Below are 20,152 nucleotides of genomic sequence, written 5' to 3' on the forward strand. Positions count from 1 at the left end.
CTTACTGAACCGCCAATTTGAGACAAACTCATTGCATCTGTAAATTTCAATACAGGAACAACTAATCCGTCTTCAACTGCTACAGCAACACCAATGTTTACGTGGTGGTTGATGATAATAGCATCTTCTTTCCACGTAGAGTTGATTTTCGGGTGCTTTTTCAATGCTAAAGCGCAAGCTTTGATTACCATATCGTTGAAAGATACTTTTGTATCTGGAACGCTATTGATAGCAGCTCTAGCTTGCATTGCTTCGTCCATGCTTACTTCGATCACTAAGTTATAGTGAGGCGCAGTGAATAAAGATTCAGAAAGACGTTTTGCAATGATTTTACGCATTTGAGAGTTTTTGATCTCTTCTGTGTAAACTTCTCCAGCAGGAACGAATACTTTTGGTGCAGCAGGAGCAGATGCTTCTTGTTTAGCAGCTGGTGCCGCAGCAGAAGTTTGTGCTTGAGCAGATGGAGTAAAGTTCTCGATATCGCTTTTTACGATTCTTCCGTTTTCTCCAGATCCTTTAACTTGACTTAATTGGATTCCTTTGTCAGAAGCGATTTTTTTAGCTAAAGGTGAAGCTAAAATTCTTCCTCCGTTTGAAGTTTCAACAGCAGCTTCTGGTGCTTTTTCAGCAGCAGGTGCGGCTTTTTCTTCTGCGGCAGGAGCACTTGCAGTGGCAGCGCCACCAGCAGTAAAGTTATCAGCAACTCCAGAAATGTCAGTTCCTGCAGGCCCAATGATAGCTAATAAGCTGTCAACTGGTGCAGTATTTCCTTCCTGAATTCCGATGTATAATAATGTTCCAGCATTGAAAGACTCAAACTCCATAGTAGCTTTGTCTGTTTCAATTTCTGCTAAGATATCGCCTTCAGCAACAGCATCACCAACTTTTTTCAACCAGCTAGCGACTGTACCTTCAGTCATGGTATCGCTCAAACGAGGCATTGTTACAACAACAACTCCTTTAGGCAATTCAGCTGCCGCTTTTGCAGGAGCAGCAGTTTCAGTTTTTGCTTCAGCAGCAGGAGCATCCGCTTTTGGAGCTTCGGCAGCAGGAGCATCACCACCGGCTAAAAGAGCAGAAATATCTTCTCCTTCTTTACCAATGATTGCTAATAATGAATCAACAGGAGCAGTTTCTCCCGCTTGAATTCCGATATGTAAAAGAGTTCCTTCGTTAAAAGATTCGAACTCCATTGTTGCTTTGTCTGTTTCAATTTCAGCAAGGATATCTCCTTCGCTAACTTTGTCGCCTACTTTTTTAAGCCAAGTTGCTACCGTTCCTTCCGTCATTGTATCGCTCAAACGAGGCATAGTTACTTTAATTGCCATAATTCTTATAATTTATGAGGTGTAAATGGATAGTCTTCTTGTGCGTATACTACATCGTATAATTGTTGTAAGTCTGGGTATGGAGATTCTTCAGCGAATTTCGCACACTCTTCAACTAAGTCTTTAACTTTTTGGTCAATTACATCAATTTCTTCTTGAGTAGCATATTTTTGATCCAAGATTACGTCTAAAACCTGAGTAATTGGGTCGATTTTTTTGTACTCTTCAACCTCTTCTTTAGAACGGTATAATTGTGCATCAGACATAGAGTGTCCTCTGTAACGGTACGTTTTCATTTCAAGGAAAGTTGGTCCGTCTCCGCGACGCGCTCTTTCGATAGCTTCGTGCATAGCTTCAGCAACTTTTACTGGGTTCATTCCGTCAACAGGTCCACAAGGCATTTCGTAACCTAAACCTAATTTCCAGATGTCAGTGTGGTTTGCAGTTCTTTCTACAGAAGTTCCCATTGCGTAACCGTTGTTTTCAACGATAAATACAACTGGAAGTTTCCATAACATAGCCATGTTGAAAGCTTCGTGAAGAGAACCTTGTCTAGCAGCACCATCACCAAAGTAAGTCATGGTAACACCGCCAGTGTTGAAATATTTGTCTGCAAAAGCAATACCAGCTCCTACAGGAATTTGAGCACCTACGATTCCGTGTCCACCGTAAAAACCGTGTTCTTTAGAGAAAATGTGCATAGAACCTCCCATACCTTTAGAAGTTCCTGTTGCTTTTCCTAAAAGTTCTGCCATTACGTTTCTAGGATCAACTCCCATACCAATTGGTTGAACGTGGTTTCTGTAAGCAGTAATCATTTTATCTTTGGTCAAATCCATAGCGTGCAGTGCGCCAGCTAATACAGCTTCTTGACCATTATATAGGTGTAGAAAACCTCTAACTTTTTGTTGAATGTATAATGCTGCAAGTTTGTCTTCAAACTTTCTCCAAAGTAGCATGTCTTCATACCACTTTAAATATACCTCTTTTGTAACTTCTTTCATCTGAATTCTTTCTTTTGCTAAAGTTGTTTGTGTTATCGATTATTGTGCCTGTAACGCAAAATAGTTTCCTCCCACAAATTTGCGCCCGAAAGGTCGGGATGCAAAAATAAGACATTACATTTAAGAACTAAAATTAAAACGATACTTTTTGGCTTTTTTTTACAAGAACTTTTTATCAAACATCAATGGAAGTAAATTTTTGAGGGATGATGATTTATAAATTTTACCAATTTCACCCATAAAATAGATTTCAATAGGTGTGTCTTGTTTTATCTCGTATTCTGCTATTGATTGTCGGCAAGATCCACATGGTGGAATAGGGGCAGTGGTCTGATTGGTGTCTGAAGCTGCTGTAATTGCCATTTTTAAGATTTTTGCTTCTGGGTAAGCGCTTCCAGCATAAAAAATTGCAGTTCTTTCTGCGCAAAGTCCAGAAGGGTATGCGGCGTTTTCTTGATTAGAACCTAGAATAATTTTTCCGTTATCTAAAAGTAAAGCAGCGCCAACTCTGAACTTAGAATAGGGAGCATAAGCTTTTTTTCTGATTTCAACCGCTTGATTCATTAAATCTTGAATTTCGGTTGGAAGTTCATTTAAATTATCAAATATTGTAAACGAAGTTGTTATATTGATCTCTTTCATTTGTTTTTAAGGGAAAAAAAATCCAAATTCCTAAAATGCTGGAATTTGGATTAAGTTGTTTTTATTTTGATCTTTTCTCTTTAATAAGTGTCGTATTTGTCGCCAAAGTTAAACGTTAAAGAGAAACGAAGTGTATTTTCTAAAGGGTTTTTTATTTTTGATGCTGAGAATAAGTACGAAACATCAATTTTCATAATGTTGTACTTAAATCCCGCTCCTAAAGAGAAAAATTGTTTAGCACCTTTTTCTGGGCTTTCGTGGTAGTAACCTAAACGGAAAGCAAAAGCATCTTGATAAACATATTCGGCTCCAAGGCTATACGTGATTTCCTTTATTTCTTCGCTAAAACCTCCTGGCGCATCTCCAAAAGATTTAAACATTCCTTCAAACCAGCCAATTTTATTGTAGTTTCTGTAAGCAGCGTCTGTAGCTTCTTGTTGTGTAATATCTTCAGGATCGTCAAAATCTCCATCGCCATTTCCATCGATAGCAGCTTGCATGCCTGGAGGAGTTGGAACTAAAAGTTTAGTAAGTTCGGCGCTTAATGTAAGTTTATTGTAGTCGTCAAAGATAAAATCAAATCCTCCCCCTAATCTTAAATTGGCAGGTAAGAAGTTTGTGCTAATATCATCGTTGTCATAACTAATTTTAGGCCCCATGTTCTGGAAGTTAACTCCAGCTCTCCATCTACCATTGAAATCTTGGTAAGCAATTTCTTCTGATTGATAAAAAGCAGCAACATCAACAGCAAATGATCTTGCAGATGTAGCGTCAACTTCTTCTGAAGCAACTTTTAAGTTTGAACTAATAAAACGTCCAGCAACTGCCATCGAGAATTTCTCACTTAATTTAAGAGAGTATGAACCGTCTAAGGCAAATTCGTTTGGAGAAACTGTTCTTGTAGGCTCAGTTGGATCTCCTGTAGTTCTTAATTCGATGTCTCCAAAACCGAAATAACGGAAACTTCCTGCAAAAGCACTCTTTTCGTTGATTTTGTTGTAATACGTAATCTGACCTAATGAGATGTCATTGGCAAGATCTGTTAAATAAGGAGTGTAGCTAATAGAAAGGCCTTGTGCATCTTCTGAAAATGCATACTTGGCAGGGTTCCATTGTTGAGAGAAAACGTCGGCAGAAGTAGCGACACCTTGGTCTGCCAAACCTGCTGCTCTAGCATCAGCAGCGACTAGTAAAAAAGGTACTCCAGTAACAATTGGTCTTGATTCCTGAGCCCTTGAATTGTAAATGCTAAAAATACAAATTAATAGAAGTGATAGTTTTTTCATTTATGGGACTTATGTTTTTGGTGGTGCAAATATATATAATATTATAGGATGACAAGCTTTTCGTATTTTTCTGCTTTTTTATTTGTTAAATTGGATTTTACAGTCAGTTTGTAAATATACACTCCTTTTCCGATTCTGTCACCAAAATCATCTCTTCCGTCCCATGTTATTTCTCTTGATAAAAATCCTTCTGTTGTAACAGTTTGGTTTTTTGTCCAAACCACTTTTCCTGTAATGGTCATTACCTGCACTTGTACTTCCAATGGTTCATACGGTCTGTTATGTGAAAACCAAAATTGCGTATAAGTCGAAAAAGGATTTGGGTAATTAAGAACGTGTGATAAAGTTAAGGAATCGTCTCCTACAACTGTAAACTGAATTTCACTCGTCACAGGATTGTTATAAACATCCCAAGCGGTAAAACTTATTGTATGTAAACCAGGAGCTAAATTTCGGAGTGGGAAACGTAGGTTTCCGTTGGTGTAATCGTCTAATTTTGTTTGGTAATAATCATTCAAAATATAAGGATTACTAACATCTCCATCTAAAATAGCAACAATATCATGTCCGATTCCGCTTGCTGTATTGATTCCGTTTTCATCTTCTAAGAAGGCTAAAAGAAAAGGCGATTCGTTTGTAATTCCGCCAGATACAAAAGTTTCATCGTTCATATATAACTTCACTTTTGGACTTATATTGTCTTGGGGTGCATTTTCGTTAATTCCTCCAATTTTGATCGTATTGTTGTATCCTGTTTGGTTTTCTAACGCCTCATTTTTCTTTGAATAAAAACTAATTCTTCCATTATCAACAGGAATTCTAATGTCTTTGGGAACTACAAAGCTAAATTCAAATTGTCCGTTGGTTACAGAAGCATTCCCTCTAAAAATGGTTTCTCCTAAAGTTTTAAATTGCATTGGAGGACTATAGCCGTCATTGTTTAAAGTAGTATTTGTAATTAATTTATCAAAAATAGCAGTTGCTAATTCGCCATTGTAATTGCTTAAAAGTGTGTTGTTTTCGTCTGTGATTTCTCCTGAAATTTTAATTTTTGACAATGATTTTAAGTCAGGAATTGCTTGCGAAATCACAATATCATTTACTTTCGTTAAATTAATTCGCGGTTTTGGAATAGCGAGCATTAATGCAGGATCACCTAAATAAAAAACAACATTACTAGAAGAACTTGGATTTTCGTTTTTAGATATTCTTAAAGATTCAGCAATGGAGTTATATTGGTTTGAGCCATAAGAAAGAAGGTTTTTGCTGAGTGTTTTATTGAATTCTTCGGCGTTGGCCTGTCCGATTTCGCGAATTGTTGTCAGCATAGAAATAGCGCCTCCTTTTGGATTCCAGAAAACATATTCACCGGCAGTTGGTCTGGTCGGATCATCAAAACGGGAAAATTCGCAAGTAATGGTGATAAATAGAGGATATTTGTATTGGTTGGTTAGGTTTTGCCCGTCCGATTTTTCCCAGATTCTCTCGCTAGCCAAACCGTCCTCACCGCCGTGCCCTAAATAATTAAATATTAAAGCTCCTTTTTCAAAAGCATTAAAAAAGTCTGTTCTTGCTTTAGGATATCGAGATCCGCCAGCAGAAGCTTCCTGCGTATATGCATCTAAAAATATTTTGTCGATATTAAAAAAAGGTTTTTCAGTTGCAATTTGATCTGCAAGTGCATTTTGGTTTGCTTGTAAAGTTTGGTCGCCAGGTTTGTCCGAATCGTCGCTAATTAGAACAACATTATTTCGCCAATTTCCGTATGATTTTGTGTCATAATATTCAAATACTTTGTTGACCATTTCCTGTGCTTGAGCATTGTCAGAAACTAGCATTCTTCCTATGGCTATATCAATCCCTGCAAGAGACGGAATAATAACTCCCTCATTAGAATCCATCAATCCATAAAAATCATCAGAAGCAAAAGAAGCTTCGCCAACCGTGTTGCTTATTAGAGATTGATATATAGGTACAATATTAGTGTTGTTCGAAATGCGATCTTTGTAGTCAAACGAAGCGTCTCCAAATAAATTTACATAACGAATCCTTTTTTCTGACGAAGAAGCATTGTCATAAATATATCGAATGAAGTTTCTAATAGCGGCTATGTCTTGTTTGCCAGAAGAAAATTCCTGATAGATGTTTTCTAATGTGATAACTTTTACATTTAAATTAGAATTAGTTCTATGAAAACTCGCTAATCTTTCGGCTTGTGAAGCTAAAAATTTTGGAGTTATAATAACATAATCAATATCCTGAAAAGAGCTTTGATTGTTTCTGAAAACCGTTCCTTTTAAATTTTGGTTGGCAATTTTCGGTTGATTTTCTTTTAGCGGACTGTAATAATCGGAAGGATCTATTGCAATGTATTTTCTAACTTCTCCCAAATTGGCTTTAAAACTAAAAGAGGCTTGGTTGGCATTTTCTATTTTTGATACATTATATAGGTCTGTAACATCCCATATTTGAGCTATTCCAGATGCATTTCCAATTGTGTAATTAACAATTCCGGCTGTCGAGCCTGCAGAGTTATACTGAAAAAGAAATTGTTTGCCTACTCCTAAAAGTTTTCGTTTTGCCGTGATATTAATATAATCTAAGTAGCCTTTTGATCCCGGAACACCATTATTATTATAGGTGAGTTTTATTTTAATATTATCTGTCCCTGTAAATACTGTATTTGCTGGTAGTTTTCCTGTTATATATTTCGTGTCGGAACCTGCAATTAAGGGTGTGAAATTTATATTTCCGATATTCTGTCCGTTTGCTGCTATTGCAAAAGAAGTCGTGGTTAAAGATGCAGATGCAGTGTTTGCTTCTATTTTTACTGGTGTTGAAGTGTCTAAGTTTGGAAAATTAAACGAGAATTCTTGTTCCTGATTAATGTCAAAAGACTCTCCGAGCCATTGGCGACCAAGATGAACAATGTTGGTTTGATCGATTTCATGATATTGATAGTCATCAAACGTGTTTAACTCTAAAGTGCTATTTCCTATTGGCTGATTTAGGTTTTGAATTCTTTTTCCATCGTCTCCAGAAGCCGTAATGTAATAGTAAGATTTGGTGTCGTATAAATTTAGGTTAGTCTGGTTTTCAGAACTCCAAGTGTCGGTTCCTTCTGCATAAAAAAGAATGTAATCTTCGTTGTTAAAAACACCGTCATTTTCTCCTATTACTTGTATCGCATTTTCTGTTAAATCGTTAGGATAATATGTGTCGTTGGGAAGAGGAAGCATTCTTCCTCCATTTCCGTAAATTTTGATTCTTCTTGGGTTAGCTTTGGAGGCGTCAAATCCTAAGCTTTGTAAAAAAGAACGATCTATTTTGTAAACGCCTGATTTCTGAATGTAAAAACGATACCAATCGCCAGAAGCCAAAACAGAATTTGAAATTGCTGCCGATTTTTGAAATGAAGATGTAGATGCAGTTCGCCCAGTTGCATTGCTAATGAAATAAGAAAAGGATTTAATTCGTTTGTAGCTATTTCCTTCCTTAATTATAGGAGATAAAGAAAGGAAAGAATATTTTATGTCTCTTGCATTCGTAACTATTACAGATTCATTTGGTTTTTCAGGGATATTTTCAAGTGTTAAATCTCCTAAATCTGCTCTGGAAACCGACTCATAAATGACATTGTTAATTTGCAAAGAACTGTTGCCTGAAACGTTAGATTGGTTTAAGTTTTGGAGCAGCATTATGCTTTTTTTTGTAGTGTCAAAGCGAAAACTGCTTCCGGAGAAGTAAGGAATTACGATTTTATTTTCGCCATAATTTACCTCTTTTTTATTCTGCCAATCTATCGTTATAGCCCCATTTATCTGGGAAAATGAGAGAATTGGGAGGAGAAAAAGAGAGATAAGTATTACTTGTTTCATGAGTTTAAAAACCGAAATTTAATTAAAAAATAATTAGTAAGTAAAAATATAGTATTTCATGTTACAGTAAATAATAAAAAGTATATTTTTGCGTTCGTAACTAAAGGTTATTTTCTGGAAAAAACAGCGAAATAAAATTATGAGAACAGATGTTGCCAATTAAATGTTAATTATTATATTGCAGCACCTAAATTTATCACCTAAGAATGAGTATGAAAGTAAACAAAATTGTAGTCTTGCAATTAATGATGTCAATGGTATTGATGTTGGGCACGGCTAGTTGTAGCAAAAAATCGAGTTCGAGCCATGCTTCTAGAGCTACAGGCTGGGATGTAGATAGTCAGAATGGAACTGCTGCCAGAAATGCAGGTAAAAAACAACAGGCTGGTCCTGGTTTGGTTTTTGTTGAAGGAGGTACGTTTACTATGGGTAAAGTACAGGATGATGTTATGCATGATTGGAATAACACGCCAACTCAACAACACGTTCAATCATTCTATATGGATGAAACCGAAGTTACAAACGGTATGTACTTAGAATACCTAGAGTGGTTAAAGAAAGTTTTCCCGCCAACAGAAGAAAATTACAAAAACATTTACGAAGGAGCGTCTCCTGATACATTAGTTTGGAGAAATCGTTTAGGGTACAACGAAACGATGACTAACAACTATTTAAGACACCCATCTTATGCTAACTATCCTGTAGTTGGTGTTAACTGGATTCAAGCAGTTGAATTTAGTAAATGGAGAACAGACCGTGTTAACGAGGCTGTTTTAGAAAAAAATGGATATCTAAAAAAAGGTGCTAAAACAAATGATGTAAGTGCTGAAAGTTTATTTAATACTGAAGCTTACATGGCTTCTCCATCTACTACTTATGGTGGAAATGAAGAATTAGTGTTAAAGAAAAATCCTAATGGAAGAAAACCTAGAGCAGGTAAAGATGGTGTAGTTCCTGAAGAGAAAAACGTTTATGCTCAGCGTTCTTCTGGTATTATTTTACCAGAGTACAGACTTCCTACTGAAGCAGAATGGGAATATGCAGCTGCTGCTGATGTTGGACAAAGAGAATACAACATTTACAAAGGACAAAAGAAATATCCTTGGTCTGGAGATTATACACGTTCTAACAAACGTAAAAATAAAGGTGACCAATTGGCTAACTTTAAACAAGGAAACGGTGACTACGGTGGAATTGCAGGTTGGTCAGATGACGGAGCTGATATTACAAATGAAGTTAAAAGTTATGCTCCAAACGATTTCGGTCTTTATGATATGGCTGGAAACGTTGCAGAATGGGTGGCTGACGTTTACAGACCTATTATCGATAACGAAGCAAATGATTTCAACTACTTCAGAGGTAACCAATATGCTAAAAACAAAATCGGTAAAGATGGTAAACTTGAAATCGTTTCAACTGCTAACATTAAATATGATACTTTAAGTAATGGTAAAGTTGTTGCAAGAAACCTTCCAGGAGAAATTGCTCAAGTACCAGTTGATGAACAAGAAACTTATTTAAGACAAAACTTTAGCACAAGCAACAACATCAATTACAGAGATGGTGATAAACAATCTTCTAGATATTTTGATTTTGGTGATTCAGAGTCTGGTTCAAAAGCGGAACAGGCAATGTACAACTCTCCTAAGCATAATGTAACAACAGACAGTTTAGGAAAAATGATCAGAAAATATGATAACTCTAGTAAACGTACTACTTTAATCGATGATAAAGTAAGAGTTTACAAAGGAGGTTCTTGGAGAGATAGAGCTTACTGGTTAGATCCGGCTCAAAGAAGATACTTCCCGCAAGATATGGCAACTGATTACATTGGTTTCAGATGTGCAATGTCTAGAGTAGGTTCTAAAGCTGAAAAAAGAAAATCTCCTAGAAACTAAGATTTAGGAATTATAATATCAAAAATTCCAAATTCCAAGCTGAATTTTCAGTCTGGAATTTGGAATTTTTTTATTGTTTTTTTCTACTTTTATGACATATTAAAAAAATTATAAATGAATATTCAGGACATTCATAACTTATTTTTACAATGCAGTTCGCTGTCTATTGATACAAGAAAAATTGAAAAGAATTCTATGTTTTTTGCTATCAAAGGAGAGAATTTTGATGCTAATACATTTGCTAAAGAGGCCCTAGATTTAGGCGCTTTATTTGTTGTTATTGATAACGAATCTTACTTTGTTGATGACAGAACGATTTTGGTAAAAAACAGTCTAGAAACACTTCAGGAATTGGCCAAATTTCACCGTACTTATTTATCGCTTCCAATTGTTGCGTTAACAGGTAGCAACGGGAAAACTACAACAAAGGAATTGATCAATGTTGTATTGTCGAAAAAATTTAGAACAAAAGCGACAATTGGCAATTTGAACAATCATATTGGAGTGCCATTAACGTTACTTTCTTTTACGAAAGAGACAGAAATCGGAATTGTTGAAATGGGCGCTAATCACCAAAAAGAGATCGAATTTCTTTGCCAAATTGCACAGCCTGATTTTGGGTATGTTACTAATTTCGGAAAAGCACATTTGGAAGGTTTTGGCGGAGTTGAAGGTGTAATTGCTGGCAAGAGCGAAATGTATCAGTATCTTGCAGCAAATCAAAAAACTGTTTTTGTAAATCTGGAAGATCCAATTCAGATTGAGAAATCAAAAGGTATAAAGGCGTTTACTTTTGGAGTAAAAAAAGAAAATGCTAATTTAAATATCCAATACATTACAGCAAATCCTTTTGTTGCTATTGACTACAATGATTTCACAATTGAATCTCATTTAATTGGTCTTTATAATGCTAATAATATAAATGCAGCTGCAGCAATAGGTAAATATTTTGATGTAAAAGAAAGCGATATCAAGAGCGCTATTGAGAATTATATTCCGGCAAACAATAGATCTCAGATGATGCAAAAAGGTTCGAATGAGATTATACTAGATGCTTATAATGCTAATCCAAGTAGTATGGCTGTCGCGATTACGAATTTCTTGCAATTAGACAAGAAAAATAAAATTATGATTCTTGGAGATATGTTCGAATTAGGTGATGAAAGTCTTCATGAACATAAAGTTATAGTTGACTCTTTAGCAGATCAGAAACAGGCTAAATGCTTCTTATTAGGAAAATCATTTTTTGCGAATAAGATTTCAAATGAAAATGTTCAGTTTTTTGAAACATTCGATGCTTTTGCCGAATTTTTAAAGACATTTAAATTTGATTCTAATATGATACTAATAAAGGGTTCGAGAGGTATGGCCTTAGAACGAACTTTAGATTATATTTAAAACGTAAGGCCATTCAAAATATAATTTACGTTCAAAAACTTAGACAAACTTTATCAGTAAGTTTGATATGATAAAGAGCTCGATATTTTATCGGGCTCATTTTGTTTAAATTTGAAAATTACTAGTTTATTGCCTATGTAAATTTTTAAAAATTGCCTTTTTTCTTACAAAAAACAAGTTTTTTAACTACATTTGCTACGACTTACATTTTATCGGGCGAGTATTTCGTCAAAATAAAGTAGATTTTTATCTAATTTAATAAATACGCGGTTTTGGTACCCCCGTGTGGTGCGTTAATGCGTCCACTGCCCTTTAAAGGTGTAAGTCAACGGGAAAGGCTGAAACCGTATTTTTTTGGCCAGCTAAAAAATTTCTGAAATGACTTACGCAGAAAAAACAAGCAGTAAAGAGGCAAAGATTACAGCCTCAACAATCAAAAAAACTTCAAAAGTATTATCAATTCGGCGAATGAAAGCCTATGCATTTTATAGACTTTCGCGCTCTATTGGCATGTACAAAACGCAGCCAGTAATTGTGCCGCAAATACGTTTGTGCGGTAATTGGCTCAAAGAGGCTGGATTTTTAATTGATGAACCTGTTGCCGTGACGGTAATGAAAGGGGAACTTATTATTCAGCCCGTGCAAAAAGAATAATTAAAGAAAAAGAAAATCCATTCAGCAATGAATGGATTTTCTTTTTTAAATGCTCATTAAAAACCCAATTAGATTTTCTTTTTTGTTTAAACCTAATTTCTTTCTTAAACGATAACGTGCTAATTCAACTCCGCCTGTTGAAATATTCATAATTTCAGCTATTTCTTTGGTAGACATATTCATTAATAAATAAGTAGATAAATCTAATTCTCGTGGAGAAATAGTTGGGTATTGCCCTTTTAATCGTTTCAAAAACTCAAAATGAACGTTTTTAATGTGTTTTTCTAAGTCTTTCCAACTCTTGTCGGTATTTACTTCTTTTACGATGCTTTTATGCAGTTTGCTAAATTCAGCTTTAGTGGTTTCATCTAAAATTCCAGTATCAATATCTTTTAGTTTATGAATGATTCCGTTTAAAACTTTATTCTTTTTTACAACTTGTAAAGAATTGTTAACCAGTTCCTTGTCTTTGGCTAAGATTTTAATTTGGAGCTTATCATTTTTAAGCTTTTCAATTTCTTTTTCCAAATCATGTTGCTCGTGTCTGATTTTAGATTCCTTTTCAAGATACAGTCTTCTTTGTTCTATAGTTTCATAATACCTGTTTTTTCTAATCTTCAGTTTAATTCTAACCGAAATTAAATAGGCTCCAAGTAAAATGAGTACTAGGTAGAACAAATAAGCCAAAAAGTGTCTGTACCAAGGTGGCGATACAGTAAATTCTACTTCAGTGATGTTAGATTCTATGCCGTAACTATTTCTGGCTTTTAATTTCATTACATAATTGCCTTCTCTTAAATTGGTATATTCTTTTATTGCTGTAGACGACCAGCCTCGCCAATTTTCTTCAAAAGGCTCTAATTTATAAGAATACATTACGTTTTCTTGGTTTTCGTAAGTTGGAGACGCAAAAGTAAATTTGACACGATTATATTTATAAGGAATGCTATATGATTCTAGTTTTCGGGTCAAATTGCCCGTTAAAATAGTATCTCCAGGATTCGAAAAGCTTTCAATAAAAGCTTTTGGTTTTGTCATAAAAGTGTTTGGAATTGTAGAGTTATAGTGCGCCAAACGGTCTGTTAATCCAATAAAAATGTTCTGAGGATCTATCGCGTTTATAGAAATATAATTGTTTACCAAATTTCCAGTTAAGTTTGAAAAAATAGCTTGTTTCTTAGTGAAAGTCCCGTTTTTGTTTTTAATTAATACACCAATTGATTCATTAAATGAATACCATAGATTTCCAGACGAATCTTCAATTACAGTGTTAATAGTTGGGATTCCGTTAAATAGATTTGTCATTTTTTTATCTTCAAAAAACGCTTCTTGTTCTACAGAATATCTGAAAAAATGATTTTTTGCTTGAAAATAAACTTTACCGTTGATGTTCTGTAGACTGTTTATTCCCTTATACTTCTCAGATATGTTAACATGTTTTTTTATAAAATCGAATCGTTCCAAATCCTCAGATAATTTTACCTGATACAAGAACGGATTTTTCTTTAGCCATAAATAATTGGCATCTATTTCTACAGAAAAATTGTTGGTCGTTTCATCAAATCCTTTTACTTGATGTAAATAATCGTAGCCAGTTGCAGATCGTTTAAAGACTGAAAATCCGTTATAACTTTCGCCAATAATATAGTTTTCGTGATCAGGTATTTTTTTGAAACCAAAGTATCCTTTATTGTCTAAAATTTTTGAAACTCTATTGTTTTCAATTATCAGTGCCCCGCTATTACTTGCGCATATTAATACATTATTTAAGACTTGAATATTCCAAACCTGAGAGATTGTTCCTTCGACTCTTGTAAATGGACTGTCTTGAAATGAGCCTCCCCATGTATGATAAAACAGTCCTTGGTTTGTTGCTACATAGAGATTCCCGTTGTAGGTCGTTGAAGCGTATACTGTTCCTATGTTATAACTGTAGTCGAAAAATGAGAAAGGCGAATTTTCATTTATAAATGTTATACCATTATCAAGGCCAAGCCAAATATTGCCTTTATTATCAACAAAAGAAGCTAAAATTGTATTGTTTTGGATGCCTTTTTGTCTATTCAGGTGCTGGATTATTTTTCCGTTCAAATCGCAAATAATTGCCCCATTTAATACAGAGTTAAGTATTATAAATTTGTTTTTAATAATGGATCCGCCAAGTGAAGTATTTTTCTTTATGAATTCATTGGCTTCTGTCGCCCATGGTTTGATAACACCATTTTCAGATACAAAAAGCCCTTTTTCTAAAGTAGCGTAAAGCAATTTATTATTTGGCAATGGAAAAAGAGACCATATCTCTTTGTCATTAAAAAAAGTGGTGCCTTTAATTGCTGTAAGTTTTCTGTTTTTGTACTCAAGTAAGCCTAATGTTTTGTCTTGAAAATAAAGACGATTATTTACTAAGAATGAAAATTGAAAGTTATGAGGAGCGGTAAGTGTTGTGACTTTTTCGTTTTTTAGAAAAAATACTTTGCTAAAAGACTGAAAAATGACTTCTCCATTAAAAATATGGATCCTCCATATAAGGTTGATGTTTTCTTTGTCTGTTGGACTTAATAGATTGTATAGAGAATGATATTTTAAAATTCCTCTTTCATCATTTTTAAAATACCCAAATTCGTTATTTCCTCCAACAAATATTCTTCCTAAAGCATCAATTTTTAAACTTCTAATTTCTGATTTATTTGGCAAAGAGTATTTATGCCAGTTTGAACCATCAAATTGAATTAATCCGCTATTGTTGGCAAAATAAATAATTCCATTTTTGTCCTGATCGATGCTCCAGTTTTGAGTTCCACCTTTATATTCAGATCTTTTATAATTTTTTATATCTGGAATTCCAATATTTTTTACCTGTGAAAAACCTTTTAAATATAAGAATAGTAATAAAATTAGCGTAAAAGGCCGAATTGTAAATTTCATAATATTTTAAATATGTTTTTATTATAAGTAAGCTTATTTGACTTTTATGTTATTGATTTATCAATTGTGATAAAATGTATTTTTTTGTTTTTTCAAAAATATAAAGTAATTATATACTGTAAACCTATGTAATATACATTTTTTTTAATTAACATTTTTGTAACAAATTTTTGAAAAATGTAATATTCATAAAATGAGTGTTTTAAAAATAAAAATGTAGTGTTTTTGTTATATGCTACTATTTAGCATGAAGTGTTTTTTGTAAAGATTCTAAATATGAATTTATTAAAATTCAACATTAGCATTGTATTGAATTTGTAATTAATTAACCCAAAATTTTAGAAAAATGAAATTTTTAAAATTCTTGTATTTAGTATTTACTGGTCTTTACCTTTCCATATTTACCGATTAGAGATGTTTCAACGAATTTAATAGCAGCGCACATTAAAATAGTTGAAAAATTAGAGCAAGTTTTGAGGCTATATTTCATTAAAATTTCTTTAGGCCAGTATTGAAGAGGCTAAGCAAAATCAGGATGCTTTAAGTTTGATTTAAGAACTAATCCTTATTGTTGCTACTGGAAATGCATGCGAAAATACTTGTTTGTTTAAAAAAAACGTTTTTAAAATAAGAAACGGGATTAAGTCGCAATTTCTTCATAATAGATTTCAGTTCTCTTTTTGCTTTAAAAAACGCTTTTTTTTAATATTTCACCTCATTTTTTTTTGAGAATAAGCTTCCAATAGTAGTTTAAAAGTAAATTATTTCCTATAAAATATTAAAAAATAAGAATTTTCTGTACTTAAAAATAATTATTAAAAATGAAAAAAAAGTAAGGTAAAAATATCATATTCTTTATTTTTTAGAATTTTAAAAAAATCATTTTTTTTTAAATGTAATCATCTGTATTTTAGTTTATTATGTATTTTTTGCCTTACTACCACGTTGTAGTTTTGGTGATTTAAAGTAACTATTTGCTCTTGTAATATGATGTAGTGTTATTTTTTCAAATTAACTTTTTTTTAGCATTATTTTTTATTCAATTAAATATTTGTAAATCAGATATTTATTAATTTTTTGATGTGTTTTTATAATATTATTTTTTTGTTTTTGATGTGTTTTTGTAGTGAATTTTAGATGCGAAAAGTAAAAATTTAGTTTTAGTATTGCATCAAATTACTAATTAATTAACCAAAATTTTTAGAAAAATGAAATTAACAAAATTACTTGTTTTTTGTATTTCGTCTTTATTATTCTCGGTTATCGCTGTGGCTCAGGATGTCACAGTAAATGGAATAATTAAAGATGAAACTGGTATGCCTGTTCCAGGTGCAACAATTTTATTAAAAGGTACTACAAAATCTACTGCGTCAGACTTTGACGGAAAATTCCAGATGCAGGTACCTTCAAATGGATCATTAACAATTACGTTTATTGGTTACACTACAGTAACAGAAGCAGTAAATGGAAGAACAAAAATTACTATTCAGTTAAAACCAGAATCACAAACCTTAAATGAGGTTGTAGTTGTTGGATATGGTACTCAAAAGAAATCTGTTGTAACTGGTGCTATCTCTAGTGTAAAAGCAGCTGATCTTGAAAAAGTGCCAAACGGACGTGTTGAACAGTCTTTGCAAGGTAGAGTAGCTGGGGTTTCTGTTGCTGCTACTTCTGGACAGCCTGGTGCAGCTTCAAAAGTTCGTGTAAGAGGTATCACTACCTTTAGAGAAGGTGGAAATGATCCTTTATGGGTAGTTGACGGAATTGCTGTAGATGCTGGTGCAGTTGGTTTTATTAATCAATCTGATATTGAATCTATCGAGGTGCTTAAAGATGCTGCTTCTGCTGCGATCTACGGTACTCGTGCGGCTACTGGGGTTATCTTAGTTACTACTAAAAAAGGAAAATCAGGGAAAATTTCTGTAAACTATAATGGTTTTGCGGGTATCTCTGCTCCAGCTAGAAGATTAAATATGTTGAATGCTACTCAGTATGCAACTCTTATGAATGAAAAATCTTTAAATGATGGTGGTGGTATTAAATATGCAAATCCAGCTTCTTTTGGTAAAGGTACAGACTGGCAAGATGCAATTTTTAATGACTCTGCTTTCAGATACACACACGAGTTAAGCATTAGTGGCGGTGGTGAAAAATCTACTTTCTACGCTTCATTCGGACTTCAAGATCAAGAAGGTATCGTTACTACTGATATTTCTAATTATACAAAGAAAAACTTCAGATTAAACTCAACACACAAAATTTCTGATTACTTTACTTTCGGACAGACTTTTGGATATACACACCAAAAAACTAAAGGTATTGGTAACGTAAACAGTGAGTTTGGAGGACCTTTAAGTTCAGCAGTTAATTTAGATCCGCTTACTCCATTAGTGGTTACTGATCCTGCTGTTGCAAATACAGGTTACTATACAAATCCAAATGTTATTAGAGATGCAAACGGTAATCCTTACGGAATTTCTTCTTTAGTACAACAAGAAATGACAAACCCTTTAGCATATACTCAAACTAGATTAGGAGGATATGATTGGTCAGATGATTTTGTTGGTAATGCTTATTTAGAGGCTAACATCACAAGTCATTTAAAATTTAGAACGACACTCGGTGGTAAGTTAGCATATTGGGGAAATGAAATGTTTACACCGGTTAACTTCTTAAACCCAAACATGAAAGCTGAAAAAAACAACTATAATCAAAACAATGAAAAAGCGCTTTCTTGGACTCTTGAGAATACCTTATCTTATGCTAACAAATTTGGAGATCATAATGTCAGCGTTTTAGCTGGACAAGGAGCTTATGTTGAAAATATTGGATCTACTATCGGAACGACAATGTTTGGTCTTCCAATTACAAGCTACAAAGATGCTTCTTGGACTTTTGATATTCCTCAATCTGACAGATCAACTAGAACAAGTGATAAAGTAGAGCACAAATTAGCATCATTGTTCTTACGTGCTAACTACGATTACATGGAGAAATATCTTTTTACAGGAATCGTTCGTCGTGATGGATCAACTCGTTTTGGTGAAAACAAAAAATGGGGAGTTTTCCCTTCATTCTCTCTTGGATGGGTACTTTCTAAAGAAGGTTTCTGGAAAGAAAACAATGTAGTTAACACATTAAAATTACGTGGAGGTTATGGAGTTGTGGGTAACGATAACATTGATGATTTTAAATATAGAGCGTTGGTTGTTGGAAGTTACAATTATGCTGTTGGAGATACAGGAGACATTACTACAGGATACGGAAACTCTACTTTGCCTAATAAAAATTTGGGATGGGAAGAAACATCTCAAACAACTGTAGGTCTTGATGCAAAATTATTTAATGATTTTACTCTTACACTTGATTACTACAAAAAAACAACAAAAGGAATCTTAAGAAATATTGTAATTCCTGGATACGTTGGAGTAGTTGATGCACCTTCTGCAAATATTGCAGATATGGATAATAAAGGTTTTGAGGTTGAATTAGGATACAAGAAAAGACTTGGAGATTTTAATTTAGGTGTTAATGCGAATTTTGCTTACTTGAAAAACGAAATTACTTACGTAGGTTCATCTACTAATTTCATTGTTGGAGATGCTACTTTCCAATCTATGGGACCTGTAACTAGAACACAAGTAGGACACTCATTTAACGAATTCTACGGATTTAAAACAGCAGGAATCTTCCAAAATGAAGCTGAAGTTGCCGCTTATAAAAATGCAAATGGAGCTTTAATACAACCAGATGCTAGACCTGGAGATTTCCGTTGGGTAGATTCTAATGGAGATGGAAAAATTACTGAAGACGATAAACAATTCTTAGGAACAAACATTCCTAAATATACTTTTGGTTTTACAGTAAACTTAGATTACAAAAACTTTGACTTTATGGCATTTACTCAAGGAGCTGCAGGAAGCAAAATCTTCCAAGGTTTAAGAAGACTAGATGTACTTAATGCAAACTATCAGACTAAAGTTTTAGAGCGTTGGGTTGGAGAAGGAACTTCAAACGATTATCCAAGATTAACAAATAATGATCCAAATAAAAATTACACTAACATGTCTGATTTTTATCTTGAAAATGGAAACTATTTGCGTCTAAAAGTTGTAACTCTTGGTTACACAATGCCAGCTAGTTTATCATCTAAAATTGGAGCAGATAAATTACGTTTTTACCTAACAGGAGAAAACTTAATCACTTTTACAAAATACACTGGATACGATCCAGAAATTGGAGGTCAAGTTTTTGGTATAGATAAAGGTGTTTATCCGCAAGCAAGATCTATTCTGTTTGGAGCTAACGTTCAATTTTAATAAATTAAAGAATCATGAAAACGATAAAATTTAAATATATATATGTAGCTGTGGCAATGGCTGTTCTAGGATCTTGCTCTGAAGATTTTGTGACTATCGATCCAAAAGGAAAATTCGATACAAGTACCTATTTTTCTAATGAACAACAATGCTATGCGGCTTTAATTGGAGTTTACGATCCGTTGAGAAAAAACACAGGAGGTTTTGAAAACTTAGTAGCGATGCTAAATGCTGGTTCTGATGATTTTTATGCTGGTGGAGGTAGTTCTACAGATGGAACCGGAATCCAAAATTTCTCTACACACTCGCTTACTTCAATTACTATTCCAGGTAGCTACTGGAACGATCATTACCAAGGTATTTCTAGAGCAAATTTGTTGATCGCTAAATTACCAGCTGCTTCAATGAATGATGGAGTAAGAAGCAGATTTGCTGCTGAAGCTAAAGCTTTACGTGCATTTTACTATTTCAATTTAGTAAGACTGTTCAAAAACCTTGCATTAGTTTTAGAGCCGTTAACTACAGAAACAATTTATGATCCTGAGCAAGTTGCCCCAGAGGTAATTTATGCTCAAATAGAAAAGGATTTGACAGAAGCTATTGCTGCTTTACCAAATAAAGTGAATGCAGAAACTGAGGCTGGAAGATTTAACAAAGGAGCTGCTCAAGCGCTTTTAGGGAAAGTGTATTTGTTTGAAGGTAAAAACCCTCAGGCTGCAGCTGTTTTAGCAGAAGTAAACGGTACTCCTGGAGGAGTAAACCAATACGGTAATAAATTGTTAGATCACTTCAGCGAGTTATGGATTACATCAAACAAATT

At 33.9% G+C, this 20,152-nt stretch carries 11 protein-coding genes; 5 read left to right on the plus strand and 6 right to left on the minus strand.

Annotation, left to right across the window (positions count from 1 at the left end; genetic code table 11):
- From B3J44_RS08605 to porU, 5 genes are all read right to left on the minus strand, one after another.
- A partial coding sequence (locus tag B3J44_RS08605) for a pyruvate dehydrogenase complex dihydrolipoamide acetyltransferase (RefSeq protein WP_286967808.1) occupies positions 1-1,328 on the minus strand: 1,328 nt, incomplete at its 3' end.
- Positions 1,329-1,333: 5 nt separating this feature from the next.
- The gene (gene pdhA, locus B3J44_RS08610) at positions 1,334-2,332 is read right to left on the minus strand and encodes a pyruvate dehydrogenase (acetyl-transferring) E1 component subunit alpha (RefSeq protein ID WP_144215559.1); all 999 of its coding nucleotides are present in this window, start codon (positions 2,330-2,332) and stop codon (positions 1,334-1,336) included.
- 159 nt (positions 2,333-2,491) lie between these two features.
- A complete protein-coding gene (gene cdd / locus B3J44_RS08615) occupies positions 2,492-2,974 on the minus strand; it encodes a cytidine deaminase (RefSeq protein WP_286967809.1) in 483 nt (160 codons plus the stop codon).
- An 80-nt stretch (positions 2,975-3,054) separates the two neighbouring features.
- Positions 3,055-4,260 (minus strand): type IX secretion system outer membrane channel protein PorV, encoded by a 1,206-nt coding sequence (gene porV, locus B3J44_RS08620; RefSeq protein WP_286967810.1) that lies wholly within the window; start codon positions 4,258-4,260, stop codon positions 3,055-3,057.
- A 41-nt stretch (positions 4,261-4,301) separates the two neighbouring features.
- Positions 4,302-8,138 carry a type IX secretion system sortase PorU gene (gene porU, locus B3J44_RS08625; protein WP_286967811.1) on the minus strand — a complete coding sequence of 1,279 codons (3,837 nt, stop codon included), beginning with the start codon at positions 8,136-8,138 and terminating at the stop codon, positions 4,302-4,304.
- 212 nt (positions 8,139-8,350) lie between these two features.
- Here porU and gldJ point away from each other — a divergent pair, with 212 nt between their 5' ends.
- The 3 genes from gldJ (at position 8,351) to B3J44_RS08640 (ending at position 12,088) form a co-directional block, all read left to right on the plus strand.
- On the plus strand, positions 8,351-10,036 hold the full coding sequence (gldJ, locus tag B3J44_RS08630; protein WP_198854581.1) for a gliding motility lipoprotein GldJ: 1,686 nt from the start codon (positions 8,351-8,353) through the stop codon (positions 10,034-10,036).
- A gap of 114 nt (positions 10,037-10,150) precedes the next feature.
- The gene (locus B3J44_RS08635; protein ID WP_286967812.1) at positions 10,151-11,434 is read left to right on the plus strand and encodes a UDP-N-acetylmuramoyl-tripeptide--D-alanyl-D-alanine ligase; all 1,284 of its coding nucleotides are present in this window, start codon (positions 10,151-10,153) and stop codon (positions 11,432-11,434) included.
- Between the two features lie 378 nt (positions 11,435-11,812).
- Positions 11,813-12,088, plus strand: coding sequence for a SymE family type I addiction module toxin (locus tag B3J44_RS08640; RefSeq protein WP_286967813.1), 276 nt, complete (start codon positions 11,813-11,815; stop codon positions 12,086-12,088).
- Between the two features lie 45 nt (positions 12,089-12,133).
- Here the strand turns inward: B3J44_RS08640 and B3J44_RS08645 are convergent, their stop codons facing one another.
- On the minus strand, positions 12,134-15,013 hold the full coding sequence (locus B3J44_RS08645) for a helix-turn-helix and ligand-binding sensor domain-containing protein (protein ID WP_286967815.1): 2,880 nt from the start codon (positions 15,011-15,013) through the stop codon (positions 12,134-12,136).
- A 1,208-nt stretch (positions 15,014-16,221) separates the two neighbouring features.
- On the opposite strand from B3J44_RS08645, the gene B3J44_RS08650 reads away from it, so the two are divergent.
- Positions 16,222-19,332, plus strand: coding sequence for a SusC/RagA family TonB-linked outer membrane protein (locus B3J44_RS08650; protein WP_286967817.1), 3,111 nt, complete (start codon positions 16,222-16,224; stop codon positions 19,330-19,332).
- A 14-nt stretch (positions 19,333-19,346) separates the two neighbouring features.
- A partial coding sequence (locus B3J44_RS08655; RefSeq protein WP_286967818.1) for a RagB/SusD family nutrient uptake outer membrane protein occupies positions 19,347-20,152 on the plus strand: 806 nt, incomplete at its 3' end.

The sequence above is a fragment of the Flavobacterium sp. UBA4854 genome (genome assembly GCF_002399805.1).
GTDB lineage: Bacteria > Bacteroidota > Bacteroidia > Flavobacteriales > Flavobacteriaceae > Flavobacterium > Flavobacterium ginsengisoli.

What these genes read in the sequence shown, in the direction of transcription:
- pdhA (WP_144215559.1), bottom strand. Translation starts at nt 2,332, where the DNA reads ATGAAAGAAGTTACAAAAGAGGTATATTTAAAGTGGTATGAAGACATG.
- porU (WP_286967811.1), bottom strand. Translation starts at nt 8,138, where the DNA reads ATGAAACAAGTAATACTTATCTCTCTTTTTCTCCTCCCAATTCTCTCA.
- B3J44_RS08635 (WP_286967812.1), top strand. Translation starts at nt 10,151, where the DNA reads ATGAATATTCAGGACATTCATAACTTATTTTTACAATGCAGTTCGCTG.
- B3J44_RS08645 (WP_286967815.1), bottom strand. Translation starts at nt 15,013, where the DNA reads ATGAAATTTACAATTCGGCCTTTTACGCTAATTTTATTACTATTCTTA.
- porV (WP_286967810.1), bottom strand. Translation starts at nt 4,260, where the DNA reads ATGAAAAAACTATCACTTCTATTAATTTGTATTTTTAGCATTTACAAT.
- B3J44_RS08650 (WP_286967817.1), top strand. Translation starts at nt 16,222, where the DNA reads ATGAAATTAACAAAATTACTTGTTTTTTGTATTTCGTCTTTATTATTC.
- cdd (WP_286967809.1), bottom strand. Translation starts at nt 2,974, where the DNA reads ATGAAAGAGATCAATATAACAACTTCGTTTACAATATTTGATAATTTA.
- B3J44_RS08640 (WP_286967813.1), top strand. Translation starts at nt 11,813, where the DNA reads ATGACTTACGCAGAAAAAACAAGCAGTAAAGAGGCAAAGATTACAGCC.
- gldJ (WP_198854581.1), top strand. Translation starts at nt 8,351, where the DNA reads ATGAAAGTAAACAAAATTGTAGTCTTGCAATTAATGATGTCAATGGTA.